Below are 15,611 nucleotides of genomic sequence, written 5' to 3' on the forward strand. Positions count from 1 at the left end.
GGGCCATACCCATACAAGATGATATCTTGTATGCAATGTATGGACGGAGGGATGTGCCGCAGATGGCCGCCGACAAACTGAAGTTCCACCTGGTGATGGCCGGCTGCGGCGGGTTCGTCGTGCTGATGCTGGCCGCCCTGGCCTGGGTCTGCCTGCAACCGCAGACCGTGGATGTGCAGGCCGCCGAGCGCCACGCCATTGAACAGTGCCTGCACCGCAGCGAGGACGCGGCGCGCAGCGAGATCCAGCGCCGCGCCCAGGCCGACTCCTGCCGCGAGATGCGCAAGCAGTACGTGCACAAGTTCGGCGCGGACGGCTCCTGATGGGCGCAGCCGCGCCGCGCCCACGCCGTTCGATGCTGCCGGTGATGATCGCCCTCGCCTGCCTGTTCATGGCCGGCGTGGCGGCGGCACTGTGGCAGTACTTCGGCTATGGCGAGCAGTCCACGTTTGCCGAACAGGCCATCGTCTTCGATGACTCGCAGCTGCGGTTGCCGGCGGAACTGGCCGGCGACACCGGCCGCATCCGCGTGGTGCATTTCTGGGACCCGGCCTGCAGCGTGTGCAACCGCGAAACCGGTGCGCACCTGAGCTACCTGATCAGCATGTATCGCCGCGCCGGCATCGACTTCTATGCCATCCGCCGCCCCGGCACCCAGGGTGAACTGCCCGAGCCGCTGCGCAGCAAGGTGATCCCCCTGCCGACCATCGACGGCATCGGGAACATTCCGGCCAGCCCGGCGGTGGCGATCTGGGACCGCCAGGGCCACCTGGCCTATGCCGGCCCTTACAGCATCGGCATGGTCTGCAATTCGGCCAACAGCTTCGTCGAACCGTTGCTGGACAAACTGGTGCGCGGGGAAACCGTGCGCCCGAAAGGACTGCTTGCCGTGGGCTGCTACTGCCCCTGGCAGGCCCAGCGCTGAGGACGCGCGATGACATCACCGACGCTGGCCGGCGCAGCCGCCACACACAACAACGGCGGTCACCTGTCCGAACCGACCGATGGTTATGGACAGGCTCCCGCCGTTGGAAGCAACGATACGCCCCGACATCCTCCGTACATGCCGCGACCCGATGTCGCAGGGCCTGGCGTTGCAGGGCTGGGCTGGGTGCAGGACGTGCACGTGCACAGCGGCCCGATCTACCTGCGCATCGTCAACACGCTGGAACGCACCATCAATCGCGGTGGCCTTGCCCCCGGGCAACGGCTGCCCTCGCAGCGCGCGTTGGCGCAGCAGCTCGGCGTGGATCTGACCACGGTGACCCGCGCCTTCGATGAAGCACGCAAGCGTGGGCTGATCGAAGCACGCGGGCCACAGGGCAGCTTCATCGCGCCGCCCAAGGCGGGCTTTGACCAGGCCGTCGATCTCAGCATGAACGTGCCACCGGTACCCGACGCCGATGCACTGGCGGAAATGCTGCGTCGAGGCGCAGCGGCGGTGCTTGCGCGCAGCAATGCGCCGAACCTGATGACCTATCACCTGGGCGGTGGCAACCCGACCGACCGCCACGCGGCGGCGCGCTGGCTGCAGCCGATGCTGGGCACGGTGGACGACGCACGCCTGCTGCTGACCGAAGGCGCGCAGGTGGCACTGGCGGCGATCCTGCTCAGCCAGGGGCGCGAGGGCGATGCGATCCTCTGCGACCGGTTGGTGTATCCGGGTCTGCTGCAGGCGGCCGCCGCACTGGGACGGCGGCTGGTCACGGTGGAGGGCGACGAACACGGCATGTGCCCGGAGGCGCTGGCCCGCCGGGCGCGGGAATATGGCGCGCGATTGGTCTACCTCAACCCCACCTGCCAGAACCCGACGGCACTGACCGTGCCCACCACGCGGCGCGAAGCGCTGGCGCGGGTGCTGGAGCGCGAAGGCCTGCTGGCGATCGAGGACGATCCGTACTGGCACCTGGCCGTCACCGCGCCCATTCCGCTGGCGACGCTGGCACCGCGACACGTGTTCCATGTGGCCACGCTTTCAAAGGTGATCAGCCCTGGCCTGCGTACCGCGTTCGTGCAATGCCCGGGCGCCGCCCATGCCGAGGCGATGGCCATCGCACTGCGTGCCACGCGGTTGATGGGTCACCCGCTGGTATCCGCGCTGGCCAGCCAGCTGCTGCTGGATGGCTCGGCGCAGGCTCTGCTGGCGCAGGTACGCGAGGAAGCGCGCGAGCGCACGCGGATGGCGCGGTATCTGCTGGCGCCCTCACTGCTGGAGCGCGCCGATGGGCTGCATGCGTGGTGCCGGGTGCCAGCGCCGTGGACCGACGCCACGCTGGTGCGTACGGCGCAGCTGCAGGGCCTGGCGATCGCGCCTTCATCGGCGTTCTGTCCGCCGGGCGCAACGTTCGCGAGCGGGGTGCGGCTGTCGTTGGGATTGGCTGCGGACCGGCGGCAACTGGAAAACGCGCTGCGGCGGATCGATCGGTTGTTGTTGTCCGATGCGTTGCCGGCGATTGACCGGTAGTGGAAGGGCATCCACGCATGGCGTGGATCTACTGGGCCTGTTCCGGTAGATGCCAACCTTGGTTGGCAATGCCCGTTCACGCCATGCGTGGATGGGTGTTGCGCCTGGTCGTGCCGGCCGCTGGCCGCCAACGGCATGCACACTACGGTCATGAGGTTGCCGGCCAGCGGCCGGCACTACCCCAGCGCGGCCAACGCCTGCACCAGCGCATCCATCTGCGCGGGGCGGGTGAACACCGATGGTGTCACCCGCACGCAGGCGCCGGAGTCCAGGCCATCGCGATGGGTGGTGAATATCCGATGTTCATCCAGCAGCCGTTTCTGCAGCGCCAGGTTGTCTTCCACCGAGGCATGGCCACGCAGGCGGAAGCTGGCCAATGCACTGGCCAACGCCGGATCCGGCGACGACAGCACCTCGATATGCGCCATCTGCCGCGCCGCCACCGTCCAACGCTCACGCAGGTAGCGCAGCCGCGCCTGCTTGTTCGCTGCGCCGATGCGCTGATGCAGCGCGATGGCCTCCGGCAGCGCCAGATAGGCGGCGAAGTTGACCGTGCCGGTGTGCACGCGACTGCCCACGCGGCCGTCGTCGGTCTCACCCATGTACGGATCCAGGTCGGCCACGCGTCCTTTGCGCACGTACATCGCGCCCACGCCCACCGGTGCGCCGATCCACTTGTGCAGGTTGATGCCAACGAAATCGGCCTTCAGGTCCGGCACCGCGTAGTCGATCTGGCCAAAGCCATGTGCGGCATCGACAATCACGTCGATGCCGCGCGCCCGCGCACGCTCGGCGAGCTCGGCCACCGGCAGCACCAGCCCATGGCGGTGGCTGACCTGGGTCAGCAGCACCAGTTTCAGGCGCGGCAGGCGCGCGAATGCCTCATCGTAGGCCTGCAGGATCTGCTCATGGGTGGGCGCCACCGGCAGTGCGATGCGCTCGACCTGCACGCCACGACGCTGCTGCAGCCAACGCATCGCGTTGATCATGCTGTCGTAGTCGATGTCGGCGTACAGCACCTGGTCGCCCGCGGCCAACCGGTTGTAGCCGCCGATCAGCGCGAGCATCGCTTCGGTGGCGCCACGGGTCAGCGCGATCTCGTCGGCGCCGACGCCAAGCATGTCGGCCACCTGCCGATGCACGGCCAGGTACTGCGCCGGGAACGCGTGGCGACCGTACCAGGCATTGCCCCGGTTCACTTCGGCGGTATGCCGCTGGTAGCTGGCCAGGGTCTGCTTGCCCATCGCGCCCCAGTAGCCGTTCTCCAGGTGGTTCACTTCATCGGTAATGTCGAAGTGGCTGGCGACGGCGGACCAGTACGACTCGTCACGGGCCAGCACATCCGGCGTCGTGGAAGGTGCAGGAATGTCCATCGGCACAGCGTAGCGCGCGGCCGTCGGAGCAGCCAGCGCGGCAAGCGCTGCACTGGCCGGCAACAGCGCACCTGCGCGCAGCAGGGAGCGGCGGCTGCGGTCCATCAGAAGCTCAGCCGGTACTGCGCGTACACGTTGGCACCATCGGTGTCGTACGGCGCGTTGCGCGAATAGATCAGGCCACGGCTGGCCTGGAACGTGGCTTCGTCCGGGTAGCGGTCGAACACGTTGTCGGCGCCCACGCGCAGGCTGTGGTGCTCGTTGATGCGATAGCCCACGGCCAGGTCGAGGAAGGTCATCGCACCGAACTGCTGGTAGATGTCGCCGGTGGCATTGCCGGTGGAGTCGGTCCACTTGCCGTAATAGCGCACGCGTGCCATCAACGACCACGCGCCGACGTCCCAGCTGCCGGTGAAGCTGCCCTTGTGCTCGGGCAGGCGGTCTTCGAACAGCACGCGCTGGGTTTCGTTGGTGGCCACCGAGGTGCTGCCGTTGTCGACGCGGGTCTGGTTGTAGTTGTAAGCCAGGGTCAGCGTCATCCGCCCTGCGCCGAGGTCGCGCAGGTAGTTGCCGACCACATCCACGCCGGTGGTGGTGGTGTCGAAATCGTTGGTGAAGTAGTTCACCGAGGTATAGCCCAGCGGGTTCGGCGTGCCGGCCGGAATGGCGAAGCTGGCCGACTGGCTGAAGCGGTCGCTGAGCGTGATCCGGTAGACATCGACCGACCCGGACAGGCCCAGGTCGGTGCGCCAGGTCAGGCCCAGCGAGGCCGTGCGCGATTCTTCCGGGGTGAGCGGCTTGGCACCCAGCAGCTGCGCCAACGGATCGCTGGGCGACAGGCGGCCGCTGGTGAAGATCTGCAGCGTGCGCGTGTCCAGGCCCTGGGTGGTGCTGGTGGTGTTGAGCTGGGCCGGCGTGGGCGCGCGGAAGCCGGTGGAGAGCGTGCCGCGCAGCGCCACGTTCGGGGTGATCGCAAAACGTGCCGACAGCTTGCCATCCACCGTGCTGCCGAAGCTGGAGAAGTCTTCATAGCGACCGGCCGCGCCGATGCTCCAGCGCTCGCCCAGCGGCACTTCCATGTCCACGTAGGCGGCCTTGCTGCGCTGGCTCCACTGCCCGGCCTGGCTGGCCGAGAAGCCCGGCGCGCCATTGGAATTGGCTTCCAGGCCCGCCGCAGCGCCACGGCCCACCGCATACGAGGCCGGGTCGCCGGCGCGCACCTGGTAGGTCTCCTGGCGGAATTCGGCACCGAAGGCGACGTTGACCGGCTTCGACAGCGCAGCCACGTCCCATTCGTAGTTGAAGTCCGCATTGGCGTTCTTCTCGGTCTGGGTCAGCCGGCCGAGGTCGAAGGAGGTCGGGCTGTCCGGGCCCAGCGAGGCGTTGATGGAGTTGTCCAGGCTGTAGTCGATGGCATTGCGGCCATACGAGGCGCTCAGGTCCCAGCGCAGCTTGGGCGTGATCTCACCCCGCAGGCCCGCGACCAGCTGCAGGTCGTTCTGGGTGTTGCCGTACTGCGGGCTGAAGCCCACCGGATACAGCGAGCGCAGGTTCCAGCCCGGGAAGATGCTGGTCGTACGGTACGCGCCGGTGGTGGTATCGGGGTTGCGCCAGTTGAAATCGCTGACGCCGTCGCTGTGGCTGTACAGGCCGAAGGCATACAGCTCCAGGGTGTCGCTGGCATTGGCCTTCAGGTTGAAGCCTACGCGGCGGCTTTCCAGCTCCGGCTGGCCCCAGCGCTGCACCGGGTTGGGCACGTCCAGTTCGGGATGCGCGGCCTGGAAGGCGATGGCGTCGGGACGCTGGCGCGTGCGTGAGGTGGCGTCGGAGTTGGACGATTCGGCGAACAGGGCGAGGCTGCCGTAGTCACCCAGCGCCCAGCCGGTGCGCGCACTGAAGTCGCGCGAGCCGCCATCGCCCTGCGCGTACTGCGAATAGCCCGCAGTGATCTCGGTGCCCGGGCTGTCCTCCAGGATGATGTTGATGACACCGGCGATGGCATCCGAACCGTACTGCGCCGACGCGCCATCGCGCAGCACTTCGATGCGCTTGATGGCGCTGGTCGGAATCTGCGCCAGGTCGGCAGCCTGTGCGCCGCGGTTGCCAAGCAACGCACTGCGATGGAAGCGGCGGCCGTTGACCAGCACCAGCGTCTGGTCCGGCGACAGGCCACGCAGCGTGGCCGGGCGCACGAACACCTGGCCATCGGCCATCGGCAGGCGCTGCACCACGAACGAAGGCACCAGCTGCGCCAGCACGTCCTTCAGGTCGGTGGAGTCGACCGACTGGATGTCCTGCTTGGTGAACACGTCCACCGGCGCCAGGGTTTCAAACTGGGTGCGGTTGGAGGCACGGGTACCGGTGACCAGCATCGCATCGAGCTGGGTGGGCGCAGCGGCGTTGCCACCGCTGCTGGTGCCTGCCGTTCCGGCATCTGCAGCGATCGCGCCTCCTGCGCTGACCAGACCAAGGGCGAGGAGGATGGAACGCGACAGCTTCGAACGATGCACGGCAGGACTCCGGGAAGGCACGACAGGGCCAGGTGGGACCTGGACAAGGCGCGCAGTCTCGGGGCGGGATGTGAAGCAGCGATGACGTGGAGACGACAGTTGCGACCGCTGGAGGTGCAGCCGCCGCCCATGCCGGGCTCTGCGCTATGCGGTGTCGTCGTCGAAGCCGAAGACGGCGGGCCGCGCCGTGCGCAGCGGGATGACCAGCGCGATCGCGAAAACGAACAGGAAAGGCGCGGAGAGGATGGCAGTGTCCTCGGTTCCGAAGGCAATCAGGTTCACCTGCAGTTGGCCGATCCACTCAAGGTCCATGAGCACCAGCACAAGGCCACCGATGGTGGGGCACGGCAGGCCGCCATGGCCTGCCATCAACAACGTGGGCGCCAGCAGTGCTGCCAGCAATGAGAACATCACACGGTACAGCCAGGGGTCGCCGCGCCAGCGCGGTGCCCGCCGCCACATGAGCACCAGCAGCGCCAGTGGCAGCAGCGCCGGCAGCAGGGCAATCGCAATGATCATCAACATGCGGCGATCTGCGCGGTCTGGCTGATAGCGGTGACTTCCGGCATGTCCCTGGCCTCGATCGTGTCCATGAAGACCGCATTGTTGCCGGTGCAACGGCCAACGCAAAGCCCTGCCGGCGCAAGAACTGCTAAGCGCCCCACCCCGTCGATCCGGTACGCTGCCCGGCATTCGAACGAGGGACAGCGCGATGAGCGCAGCCGGCAAAGCGTTGTGGTACATCGAAAGCCATGCCGACAAGCCGCTGGCGCTGGCCGACATCGCGGCAGCCGCCGGACTGTCGCCCTTCCACCTGTCACGCCTGTTCCAGGCCCGCACCGGCACCTCGGTGGTGCGCTACCTGCGTGGACGTCGCCTGACCGCCGCCGCGCAACAGCTGGCCAACGGTGCCGGCGACATCCTGCAGGTGGCGTTGGCAGCCGGCTACAGCACGCATGCCGCGTTCACCCGTGCCTTCTGCGAGCAGTTCGGGCAGACCCCGGAGCGCGTGCGCGAGCGGGGCCTGCAGGAACTGGCACTGGTGCACGCGATCCGCCTCGACGACGCGCCACAGCCCTGCACCGAGGCGCCCAGGCTGATCGACTGCACGCCCTTCCAGGTGGCCGGCATCGGCATGCGCCACAGTCGCGACAGCGGCGGTGCGATTCCCGGGCAGTGGGCGCAGCTCAACCGCGAATGGCCAACACCGGCGCCGGTCAGTTTCGGTGTGTGCTGCAACAGCGACGACGAGGGTGGCTTCGACTACATCGCAGCCTTGCCGGTGAACGCACTGCCATCGGTGCCTGCACACTGGCAGCGGGTGGATGTGCCTGCGCGCCGTTACCTGGTGGCCTGGCATGGCGGCCATATCTCCAGCATCCGCTCGACCTGGTTCTGGCTGCTGGACCAGTACCTGCCGGCAAGCAGCCTCCACCTGGCCAACGCGCCGGATCTTGAACGCTACGACACCCGCTTCGACGAGCATACCGGCCATGGCGGCGTGGAGATCTGGCTGCCGGTCGATCACCGTCCTGACTGACCCGGAGAAACCGATGATGCGCGCGACACGATGGATGTTGACCCTGCTGCTGGCTGCTCTGGCGCCGATGGCGATGGCGGCCGCTCCCACCATTGCCGGTGAACGTCATGGCGTGACAACGCTGAACAGCGCGGCGATCCGCGACGGTGCTCAGCGCGAGGTGCTGCGCTTCACCGTGTGGTACCCGGCAATGCCAGGCAGCGAAGAAACGCCGCTGACAGTCGGGCCACCGGATACGCCGCTGTTCGAGGTGGGGCGCGCGGCGAAGGACGCCCCCATTGCCGGCGGGCGCCTGCCAACCCTGTTGCTGTCGCATGGCAATGGCGGCACCGCGCGCATGATGGGGTGGCTGGGCACCGCGCTGGCGCGGGCTGGCTACCTGGTGATCGCCGTGGACCACCCCGGCAACAACGGCGCCGATGAGATGACGCTGGCCGGTAGCGTGCTGACCTGGCTGCGCGCCGACGACCTGAAGGCGGCGCTGGCGGCCGTGCAGGCCGACCCGCAGCTGGGGCCACATGTTGATGCGTCGCGGCTGGGCGTGGTGGGTTATTCCGCCGGTGGCTTCACCGCACTGCTCAGCGCCGGCGCACGGCCGGACATGACGCGGCTGCTGGCGTTCTGCCAGGCGCACCCGGACGACGGCGTGTGCAGGCCGCAGCAGGAAGCGGCCGCGCATACGATGGCGGCGCGTCTTGCTGCGGCGGCGTCACCACAACTGCAACCGTACGTGCAGCATGCGCAGGATGATCGTTCGATTGCCGGCGTGCGCGCGGTGTTCGTGCTGGCGCCCGCCATCGTGCAGGCGTTTGCACCGAAGCAGCTGAAGGCGTTGCGACAGCCGGTGATGATCGTGCTGGGTTCAGCGGATGAAGTGGCGCCGCCAGCGACCAACGGTGATGTGGCGGCGGCACTGATTCCGAAAGCAACGCTGCACGCGCTGCCCGGTGTCGGCCACTACGATTTCCTGTCTGCCTGCACGCCGCTGGCAGATGAGCGGCTGCAGGCGCTGTGCATGACTGCGGTATCGAAGGAGCAGACGCATGCGGTGGCGGTGGAAGACGCGGTGCGCTTTTTCAGGGAAGCCTTGCGCTGAAGACAGTCGAGCACGGCTCGATGCCAGGGCTGGCAACAACGATTCGTTGCACAGGTGATGACGCGGCGCAAAGGTGCGCGGGACTACACTGCCCCCAGCGCTCCACGGAGGATCGATCATGCGCCTGTTGCATCTTTCTCTGCCGGTATCCGATGTTGCCAGCGTCGCCGCGTACTTCCGCGACGTGCTGCAGCTGGAGGTGGCCGGCGACCAGGTCCGCATTGGCTGGAGCACGATCCAGTTGCAACCGGCGAATGGCCGTCCGGTAGGCGGCGTGCACCTGGCCTTCAATGTGCCGGACAACCGCTTCGCCGACGCCATGAGCTGGCTGCGTGCACGCACGCCGTTGCAATGCAATCCGGAAGGGCTGGACTACTTCGCACTGGAAAGCAGCTGGCAGTCGCAGTCGGTGTATTTCACCGGACCCGATGGCCTGATCCTGGAACTGATCGGCCGCAGGCGCTTGCCGGCCAGCGACCGCACTGGCGCCTTCCATGGCAGCGAACTGACCTGCCTGAGTGAGGTCGGCCTGCCCAGCCATGATGTCGATGCGGTGCGTGAACAATCCAACCAGTGCTTCGGCCTGCGGCCGATCAGCCCGCCGTCGCCCCAGTTCGCGCCGATGGGCGATGACGAGGGCCTGCTGATCGTGGTCGCTGCCGATCGCCGTTGGTTCCCCGAGCAGAAGGACCTGCCCAACGCGCAGGGCCTGCAGCTGCAGGTGGCCGATGTGAGCGGCAGCGGCGAGCTGCACGATGCCGCGCTGGGCTGGCGGGTGCAGGCGGCCTGAGTTACCAGCTGCCCGAGGCGCCACCGCCTCCGCTGCGGCCGCCACCACCGGACCAGTCGCTGGAACTGCTCGAGGACGCACTGGACGACGAGGTGCTGGACGAGGAGCGGTAGCCTCTGGACGCCCCCCGGCCGCCGCGGGCTTTTTCGCCGGGCAGCAGAGTGAACACCCAGATGAAGTACAGGAACAGCGTGCCCATGCTGGACACGATCGTCGCCAGCACGCGGGCGTTCTCGTCGCCGGCACGGTCGATGGCCAGCAGCGCGCCCAGCGCATAGCCACCGGTCAGCAGCACCAGCACCACTAGGCGGATGGCGAAGCTGTTGCGGTTCTTCCGCCAACGCGCACGACCGGCCTGCACCAGGAAGAACACCAGCATGGCGGCGATGCCGACTGCCAGGTTCAGCAGCGTGTGCAGCGCAAGGCTGGGCGGCAACTGGCCGCGCACCAGCATCACCGCGAAGAAGCCGGTGCTGACGGCCAGCATGCCGTACAGCACGATGCGTACGCCGCCGCTGCGACGCCAGCACCAGCCCAGCAGGGTTGCCACCGGTACGGCGGGCAGCAGCACGAAGACCAACGCCGGCAGCACGTGGCGCGGCAGCAGCAGCGACGCAGAAAGCCCCCCCGCGGCGATCACCGCCGTCACCAGCAGCGGTCTGCCCCATGCAGGCAATGTCGGCCACGTTGACCTGGGCATCGTCGCATTGGCTGCCAGTGCCTTGCGCCGCCGCTCGCGGCGGTTACCGATGAAATCGGCTTCGGTCCTGGTCGCCAGCAGACGCGGTGGCGATCGCCACAGACCGGCCAGGAAGCCCGCCAACAACGTCAGCGCGACGACCGAATCCCCCGTGCGCCAGTCCGCGGGCAACACGTTGCGTGCTGGCGTATCTTCCCAGGGCGGCAATTGCTCGCCGTCGACCAGCGCAACCAGCACGTGGGTGCCGTCCAGCACGCCCTGGTCCAGGTCTCCCTCGCGCAGCCGCGGCACGATCGCCTTGTCGATGATGCGCGCGGCGTAGGCATCGGGAATGGTGCCTTCCAGGCCATAGCCGGTCTGGATGCGTACACGCCGATCCTGCACCGCCACCAGCAGCAGCACGCCATCATCGACACCGGCGCGGCCCAGCTGCCATTGGTCGAAGACCCGCTGCGCATAGGCTTCGATGCCTTCCTCGCCAACGCTGGGCACCACCAGCACCTGCAGCTGCGCGCCCTTGCGTGCCTGCAGCTGCAATGCCTGCTCGCGCAGCGCGGCGCGGGTGCTGGCGGACAGCGCATTGGCGGTGTCCACCACCGGGTCATTCAACGCTGGGACCGGGGCTGCCGCCAGCGCCAGCAGCGGCAGCGGCAGCAGGCAGAGCAGCAGTGCAAGCCATGCCCACGGCCTGGCAACGCGCGCCTGCGGCACCGGGCTCATGGGGCTGCCGCGCTCTGCACGTGCAGAGCACGACGTGGGGCCGACCCGTTGCTCGGCAATGACGGTGGTACACATGCTTCGGAACGGCATCCGTGTATTTCCTCACCCCGGAAAGGGAAAGCCGGCCGGGTCGCCCCGGCCGGCCTCCTTTGCCACACACCTCTTGTCAGGCGGCGGTCAACGGCCCATGGCCACTCGCTGCTGCTCGTCCTGTACGTGCTGCTGCGAGGGCTCATGCTTGGCCAGCAGTGCAGCACTGGTCTCCTGCACGCTTGGCGCCGTCTGGGTCATGTCCACCGCAGTGCGGAAGCCGGGAACGGTGCCCATCACGAATGCCTTGCCATCCTGCAAGGTCACGCCCTGCAGCTTCTCCGGCGAATCGATGCCGGCGGCCTTGGCCTGGGCAGTCACATGGGCGGCCATCTCGTTGCAGATCATGCCCGGCATGTGGCCGCGGATCGCGTTGTGCAGCGGCGTATCCGGATGCGCCTTGTCGCCCAGTTGCGGCCCTTTCGGCGCCGCCTCGGCATGGCTGCGGCCTTCGGCCAGCTTGCCCAGCGTGGCCGGACCGGCCACGCCGTCGGCGGAGAGCCCATGCTGCTTCTGGTAGGCAGTCAGCGCATCGCGGGTATTGGCACCAAAGTTGCCATCCTCGCTCAGCCGGTTGCCGTGGCTGTCGCGCACGCCCAAGCGGTTGAGCTCCTTCTGCATGGCAGTCACTTCCTCGCCCTTGGCGCCCTGGCGCAGTACACCGCCGTGGTCGCCATCGTGCGCATGGCCACCCTTGCCGGTTTCCTTCAGCTTGCCCTGGTCCCAGAAATCCTGCGGGCTGACCAGCTTGCCGTGCGGATCCTTCAACTGGTAATGCACGTGCTGGGCATACTGCCCTGCACCACCGGGGCCACGCCCACCCATGGTGCCGATCGGTTCGCCGGCCTTGATCGGCTGGCCCTCCTTCACCTGGGTCGACTGCAGGTGCAGGATCTCGTGCGAGTTGCCCTGCGCATCTCTGATCTTCACCGTGCCGTAGTCGCCACCGACAAAGGTCACCGTGCCGGAAATCGGCGCATTGACGGTCGGATGCTGCAGGTTGCGGCCGTGCTGGCCACCGACGTAGTTGAAGTCGGTGCCGCCGTGCGGCTTGTGCGCACGGTGTTCGCCGAACTCACCGGTAACGTGCGGCTTGACCCCGTTCTGCGGGGGCAGCATCACCTGCATCGTCTGCTCGAAGTTGCGGGTCTGGCCTTCAGCATGTGCCGCTGCCGGCTTGGCCTGCGCCTGTGCAGCGGCGCCCACGGCGGCTGCGGTCTGGCCACCATGGGACTGGCCGTGGGTCTGCGCCAGGCGCTGCTCCACGAACTGCTCGTACCTGTCCACGTATGGCATCACCTTCTTTTCGGAAAGGTTGAGGCCGCCGTAGTCGCGGGTCGGACCATCGTGATGGTACTTGTAGATGTACTCCTCGCCCTGGCCGCGCTTGTGTGCCAGGTTGCGGTTGTCAATGTAGTGGTCAACCAATGCATCGGACTGGGCGCCGACGTCGAAGCGGTTACGGTTGTTGAGGTGGTAGTGATTGCCGGTCTTGTCGATGAACTGGCCCAGGCCCGAGGCCGAGGTGGTGCCTGCGGCAGCATCGGGGTTGAATCCCGATTCCACGCGGGCGATGGCCAGTACGTGTGCGGTTTCGCGCGGGGTCAGTCCCTTCTCGCGCGCCGACTCGATGAGCGTGTCGATCACCCGTGACTGCACCTCCGGGGTTGCATCGCCCCAGCGGCGGGAGTTCCCGTGCAGGCGCCCGTCGCTCTGGTCGATCGGCTCGCGGTAGTGGCTCCACGATTTGATGCGGTCACTGCTGTAGGCCGCCCCGCGGGGCTGGACCATGTCCTGGTAGATGTCTGCCATGTCTGTGCTATCCATTCTATGAAAAAGGGAATTTCCTTAAGGGGTACTGCTCCTGGTACTTCCGGTGTTGCGGTACTGCGCTCGCAGCGCACATGCGACGTCCTGCCGCTGCGCTCAGTCTTCGATGTAGTTCACCTCCGGGTGCTTGATGCCGAGCGTGTCGATCAGCTTCTCGTACTCGTCGTTGTTGGGCTCCTGCTCATCGCCTTCCGTGCCACGCAGCGGCGGCGTGCTGTGGGTCAGCTGGCGGCCACTGGCGTCGTACAGGTAGTACCACTCGCAGAAGCTGCAGCCGAACGGCAGTTCACCGTACTGCACGACGAAATACGGCGTGCCGCTCCGGTCCTGCACGCAGGCCAGGCCGACGGCGGTGTAGCCGTCCATTTCCTTGGGTACGGCAATGGCCTGGCGTGTGCCGTCCTTTTCGATTTCCAGCGTGGTCAGCCGGGAAGCGTCCGTGTCTTGGGTGGGCAGGGCCGCCAGGTGCAGGCGGGTGCCTTGGCAATCGATATGCATGCCGGTCTCATCGCGCGTAGGGGAGGTGGGAAGGGATGCGGCCGCGGCGGCAGGTGCGGCCGGTGTCGTTGCCGGGTTCGAAGAAGCAGGGGTCGCCGCCGGCGCGGATGCCTCCGGGCCGCTGCAGGCAGCGAGCATCAGGGCCAGCACGGGGGCAACGGGAAACAGGCGCATGCGATGCTCCTTGGGGTGAACCACGCGACCCCCGCAGGCGGTCGCGCGGAGGATCAGATCGATTCGTCCTCACGCTTGACCAGCTGCCAGCACGGCTTCTGGGCAAAGGTGTAGGTCTGCTGGTCGCTGGTATCGGGAGTGCGCATCTGCACCTGCACCTGTCCGTCAGGCAGACGGGTGACCTGCATCTGGCGACCCTGCCGCTGCAGCGTGGCCGGATCCGGCATCACCGGCCATTCGACCTTGGCCAGTGGCACTTTCTCCTCCACCTTGCGCGGCTCCGGCTCGGCTTCGGCATCGATGTGGCTGTCCAGCAGCGGATCGGCCGTGGACGTTTCCTGCAACGCGATCTCGTTGCCGAAGTGCTTGAGGAACTCGTCGAAGACCGGATGGGGGCAGTTGCCAGCGGCCTCTGCCGCGGTCGTGGCGCCCGGTGCGACGGGCGTCGTGGCTGCAGCCGTGCTGGTCGGAGCGGGTGCGGCGGCATCGGCGGGGGCAGCCTGCGGGGCGGGCTTGCAGCCCGACAGCGCAAGCCCCAACGCAAGGGCAAGCAGGGCAACGGGGCGAAGCTGGTTCACGGGATCCTCCTGATTCCGGGCGGTCGCGCGCGGTTCCGGCGCGAAAGGGAGGCAAGGATAGCCATGCCTTTGTCAATTCAGTTTCAACACACGCTGTCAGGAATATCCCGACACTCAGAAATGAGATGGATATCACATTACTATTGAAGCCATCGTCGTCGCGGCTGCCGCTAGACTACCCCGCCCCCCCGCTTTGACCCTGGCCCGATGCGCGTATTCCTGCTTGTCTTATCCCTGCTGGTACCTGCGCTGTGGCCCTGCTCGGTGGCCGCGTTGGAGGTCCAGGAAGGCGTCGTGCTGTTCGTCACCGCCGGCCATGGCGGCCTGAGTGCGGCCATCGACGATGCGACCGGAAAACAAGGCGCGCCGAGTTTCGACCATGTCGCGCTGGTGGCTTCCGCACCGCAGGGCTGGGAGGTGCTGCACGCCGATGAAAAGGGCTCGCGCCGGCAGACGCTGGAACAGTTCCGCGAGGACGCGAAAGGCAAGCAGCGGCAGATCGTGGTCTATCGCCTGCGTGCGCCGCCGGACAATGCCATCGCCGATGCCGTGGCCACCGCGCGCACGATGCTGGGCAAACCGTACAACACTGCCTACGTGTTGAACGACGACAGTTACTACTGCTCGGATTTCATCGAGCGCGCGTTCCGTGCGCACCATGTGTTCGCGCTGCAGCCGATGAACTTCCGCAATCCGCAGACCGGTGAGATCTCCCGGCACTGGGTTGATCTGTATCGCGGCATGGGCATGGAGGTGCCGCAGGGCCTGCCCGGTACCAACCCCAACGACATGGCTGCAGCACCGGTGCTGCAGCGGATCGGCGTGCTGGAATAAGCGAAGCCCCGCGCGGGGCGGGGCTTCGTCGGTGATGGATGGCGGCTGCCAGGATCACTCTTCCTCGTCCTGCCCGCCCTGCTGCTGGTTCTGGTTGCGCTTCTGCTGTTCCTGCTGCTGTTGCTGTTGCTGCTGCTGGTCGCGGCCGCGCCCCTGCTGCTGATCCTGCTGGTTCTGCTGGCCCTGCTGCTTCTGGTTCGGGTTCTGGTTCTGCTGTGCCATGTCCGATCTCCAAATGCCACGCGCGGAATGCGGTGGACGGGGCCATCGTCGGCAGCGATGGGTTAACCATGCGTTGTGAGCGGGCTACACCCATGTGTACGTGCGTGAATGAACCGGCGCCAGCCCTTGCGGCACAAGCGACTGAAGGATTCATGCGGGTTTGGCATGTCGTCATGCTGCAGCCGGAAACGA

At 67.2% G+C, this 15,611-nt stretch carries 15 protein-coding genes; 7 read left to right on the forward strand and 8 right to left on the reverse strand.

The features are described from left to right. Nucleotides 1–62 precede the first annotated feature (62 nt). From J2X70_RS00320 to J2X70_RS00330, 3 genes are read left to right on the forward strand one after another with little or no spacing between them, the layout of a single operon-like run. A complete protein-coding gene (locus tag J2X70_RS00320) occupies nt 63–323 on the forward strand; it encodes a hypothetical protein (RefSeq protein ID WP_032976966.1) in 261 nt (86 codons plus the stop codon). Further along, complete coding sequence (locus J2X70_RS00325) at nt 323–925, forward strand: DUF6436 domain-containing protein (RefSeq protein ID WP_033832450.1); 603 nt, start codon at nt 323–325, stop codon at nt 923–925. Before J2X70_RS00320 ends, J2X70_RS00325 begins: the two co-directional genes overlap by 1 nt. Nucleotides 926–934: 9 nt before the next feature. Further along, nucleotides 935–2,464: a PLP-dependent aminotransferase family protein gene (locus tag J2X70_RS00330; protein ID WP_309908324.1), complete on the forward strand. Its 1,530-nt coding sequence runs from the start codon at nt 935–937 to the stop codon at nt 2,462–2,464. 176 nt (nt 2,465–2,640) lie between these two features. On the opposite strand, the gene J2X70_RS00335 is transcribed toward J2X70_RS00330, so the two are convergent. The 3 genes from J2X70_RS00335 to J2X70_RS00345 all read right to left on the reverse strand — a co-directional run bounded on the left by J2X70_RS00335 (nt 2,641) and on the right by J2X70_RS00345 (nt 6,866). Next, nucleotides 2,641–3,942 carry an aminotransferase class V-fold PLP-dependent enzyme gene (locus J2X70_RS00335; protein WP_309908325.1) on the reverse strand — a complete coding sequence of 434 codons (1,302 nt, stop codon included), beginning with the start codon at nt 3,940–3,942 and terminating at the stop codon, nt 2,641–2,643. Next, nucleotides 3,942–6,347 (reverse strand): TonB-dependent receptor, encoded by a 2,406-nt coding sequence (locus J2X70_RS00340; protein ID WP_309908326.1) that lies wholly within the window; start codon nt 6,345–6,347, stop codon nt 3,942–3,944. Before J2X70_RS00340 ends, J2X70_RS00335 begins: the two co-directional genes overlap by 1 nt. A gap of 144 nt (nt 6,348–6,491) precedes the next feature. Beyond that, nucleotides 6,492–6,866: a hypothetical protein gene (locus J2X70_RS00345; RefSeq protein WP_309908327.1), complete on the reverse strand. Its 375-nt coding sequence runs from the start codon at nt 6,864–6,866 to the stop codon at nt 6,492–6,494. A 193-nt stretch (nt 6,867–7,059) separates the two neighbouring features. Between J2X70_RS00345 and J2X70_RS00350 the strand changes: the two genes are divergently transcribed. From J2X70_RS00350 to J2X70_RS00360, 3 genes are all read left to right on the forward strand, one after another. Further along, on the forward strand, nt 7,060–7,887 hold the full coding sequence (locus J2X70_RS00350; RefSeq protein WP_309908328.1) for an AraC family transcriptional regulator: 828 nt from the start codon (nt 7,060–7,062) through the stop codon (nt 7,885–7,887). 16 nt (nt 7,888–7,903) lie between these two features. Further along, nucleotides 7,904–8,983 carry an alpha/beta fold hydrolase gene (locus J2X70_RS00355; protein WP_309908329.1) on the forward strand — a complete coding sequence of 360 codons (1,080 nt, stop codon included), beginning with the start codon at nt 7,904–7,906 and terminating at the stop codon, nt 8,981–8,983. A gap of 118 nt (nt 8,984–9,101) precedes the next feature. Continuing rightward, a complete protein-coding gene (locus tag J2X70_RS00360) occupies nt 9,102–9,773 on the forward strand; it encodes a VOC family protein (RefSeq protein WP_309908330.1) in 672 nt (223 codons plus the stop codon). Between the two features lies 1 nt (nt 9,774). Here J2X70_RS00360 and J2X70_RS00365 read toward each other — a convergent pair whose 3' ends face one another. From J2X70_RS00365 to J2X70_RS00380, 4 genes are all read right to left on the reverse strand, one after another. Further along, entirely contained in the window at nt 9,775–11,193 is a 1,419-nt protein-coding gene (locus J2X70_RS00365; protein ID WP_309909044.1) for a TPM domain-containing protein, read from the reverse strand. 177 nt (nt 11,194–11,370) lie between these two features. Then, nucleotides 11,371–13,095: a peptidoglycan-binding protein gene (locus J2X70_RS00370; protein ID WP_059065464.1), complete on the reverse strand. Its 1,725-nt coding sequence runs from the start codon at nt 13,093–13,095 to the stop codon at nt 11,371–11,373. 114 nt (nt 13,096–13,209) lie between these two features. Beyond that, complete coding sequence (locus tag J2X70_RS00375; RefSeq protein WP_223483019.1) at nt 13,210–13,785, reverse strand: hypothetical protein; 576 nt, start codon at nt 13,783–13,785, stop codon at nt 13,210–13,212. Between the two features lie 53 nt (nt 13,786–13,838). After that, nucleotides 13,839–14,363: a hypothetical protein gene (locus J2X70_RS00380; RefSeq protein ID WP_059065466.1), complete on the reverse strand. Its 525-nt coding sequence runs from the start codon at nt 14,361–14,363 to the stop codon at nt 13,839–13,841. Between the two features lie 207 nt (nt 14,364–14,570). Between J2X70_RS00380 and J2X70_RS00385 the strand changes: the two genes are divergently transcribed. Next, nucleotides 14,571–15,197 (forward strand): YiiX/YebB-like N1pC/P60 family cysteine hydrolase, encoded by a 627-nt coding sequence (locus J2X70_RS00385; RefSeq protein ID WP_309908331.1) that lies wholly within the window; start codon nt 14,571–14,573, stop codon nt 15,195–15,197. 54 nt (nt 15,198–15,251) lie between these two features. Here the strand turns inward: J2X70_RS00385 and J2X70_RS00390 are convergent, their stop codons facing one another. After that, the gene (locus J2X70_RS00390; protein WP_309908332.1) at nt 15,252–15,419 is read right to left on the reverse strand and encodes a hypothetical protein; all 168 of its coding nucleotides are present in this window, start codon (nt 15,417–15,419) and stop codon (nt 15,252–15,254) included. Between the last annotated feature and the right edge of the window lie 192 nt (nt 15,420–15,611).

The organism is Stenotrophomonas sp. 1337 (genome assembly GCF_031455455.1).
In the GTDB taxonomy this organism is placed as follows: Bacteria; Pseudomonadota; Gammaproteobacteria; order Xanthomonadales; family Xanthomonadaceae; genus Stenotrophomonas; species Stenotrophomonas indicatrix.

What these genes read in the sequence shown, in the direction of transcription:
- J2X70_RS00320 (WP_032976966.1), top strand. Translation starts at nt 63, where the DNA reads ATGGCCGCCGACAAACTGAAGTTCCACCTGGTGATGGCCGGCTGCGGC.
- J2X70_RS00325 (WP_033832450.1), top strand. Translation starts at nt 323, where the DNA reads ATGGGCGCAGCCGCGCCGCGCCCACGCCGTTCGATGCTGCCGGTGATG.
- J2X70_RS00330 (WP_309908324.1), top strand. Translation starts at nt 935, where the DNA reads ATGACATCACCGACGCTGGCCGGCGCAGCCGCCACACACAACAACGGC.
- J2X70_RS00335 (WP_309908325.1), bottom strand. Translation starts at nt 3,942, where the DNA reads ATGGACCGCAGCCGCCGCTCCCTGCTGCGCGCAGGTGCGCTGTTGCCG.
- J2X70_RS00345 (WP_309908327.1), bottom strand. Translation starts at nt 6,866, where the DNA reads ATGATCATTGCGATTGCCCTGCTGCCGGCGCTGCTGCCACTGGCGCTG.
- J2X70_RS00350 (WP_309908328.1), top strand. Translation starts at nt 7,060, where the DNA reads ATGAGCGCAGCCGGCAAAGCGTTGTGGTACATCGAAAGCCATGCCGAC.
- J2X70_RS00355 (WP_309908329.1), top strand. Translation starts at nt 7,904, where the DNA reads ATGCGCGCGACACGATGGATGTTGACCCTGCTGCTGGCTGCTCTGGCG.
- J2X70_RS00360 (WP_309908330.1), top strand. Translation starts at nt 9,102, where the DNA reads ATGCGCCTGTTGCATCTTTCTCTGCCGGTATCCGATGTTGCCAGCGTC.
- J2X70_RS00365 (WP_309909044.1), bottom strand. Translation starts at nt 11,193, where the DNA reads ATGAGCCCGGTGCCGCAGGCGCGCGTTGCCAGGCCGTGGGCATGGCTT.
- J2X70_RS00370 (WP_059065464.1), bottom strand. Translation starts at nt 13,095, where the DNA reads ATGGCAGACATCTACCAGGACATGGTCCAGCCCCGCGGGGCGGCCTAC.
- J2X70_RS00375 (WP_223483019.1), bottom strand. Translation starts at nt 13,785, where the DNA reads ATGCGCCTGTTTCCCGTTGCCCCCGTGCTGGCCCTGATGCTCGCTGCC.
- J2X70_RS00385 (WP_309908331.1), top strand. Translation starts at nt 14,571, where the DNA reads ATGCGCGTATTCCTGCTTGTCTTATCCCTGCTGGTACCTGCGCTGTGG.
- J2X70_RS00390 (WP_309908332.1), bottom strand. Translation starts at nt 15,419, where the DNA reads ATGGCACAGCAGAACCAGAACCCGAACCAGAAGCAGCAGGGCCAGCAG.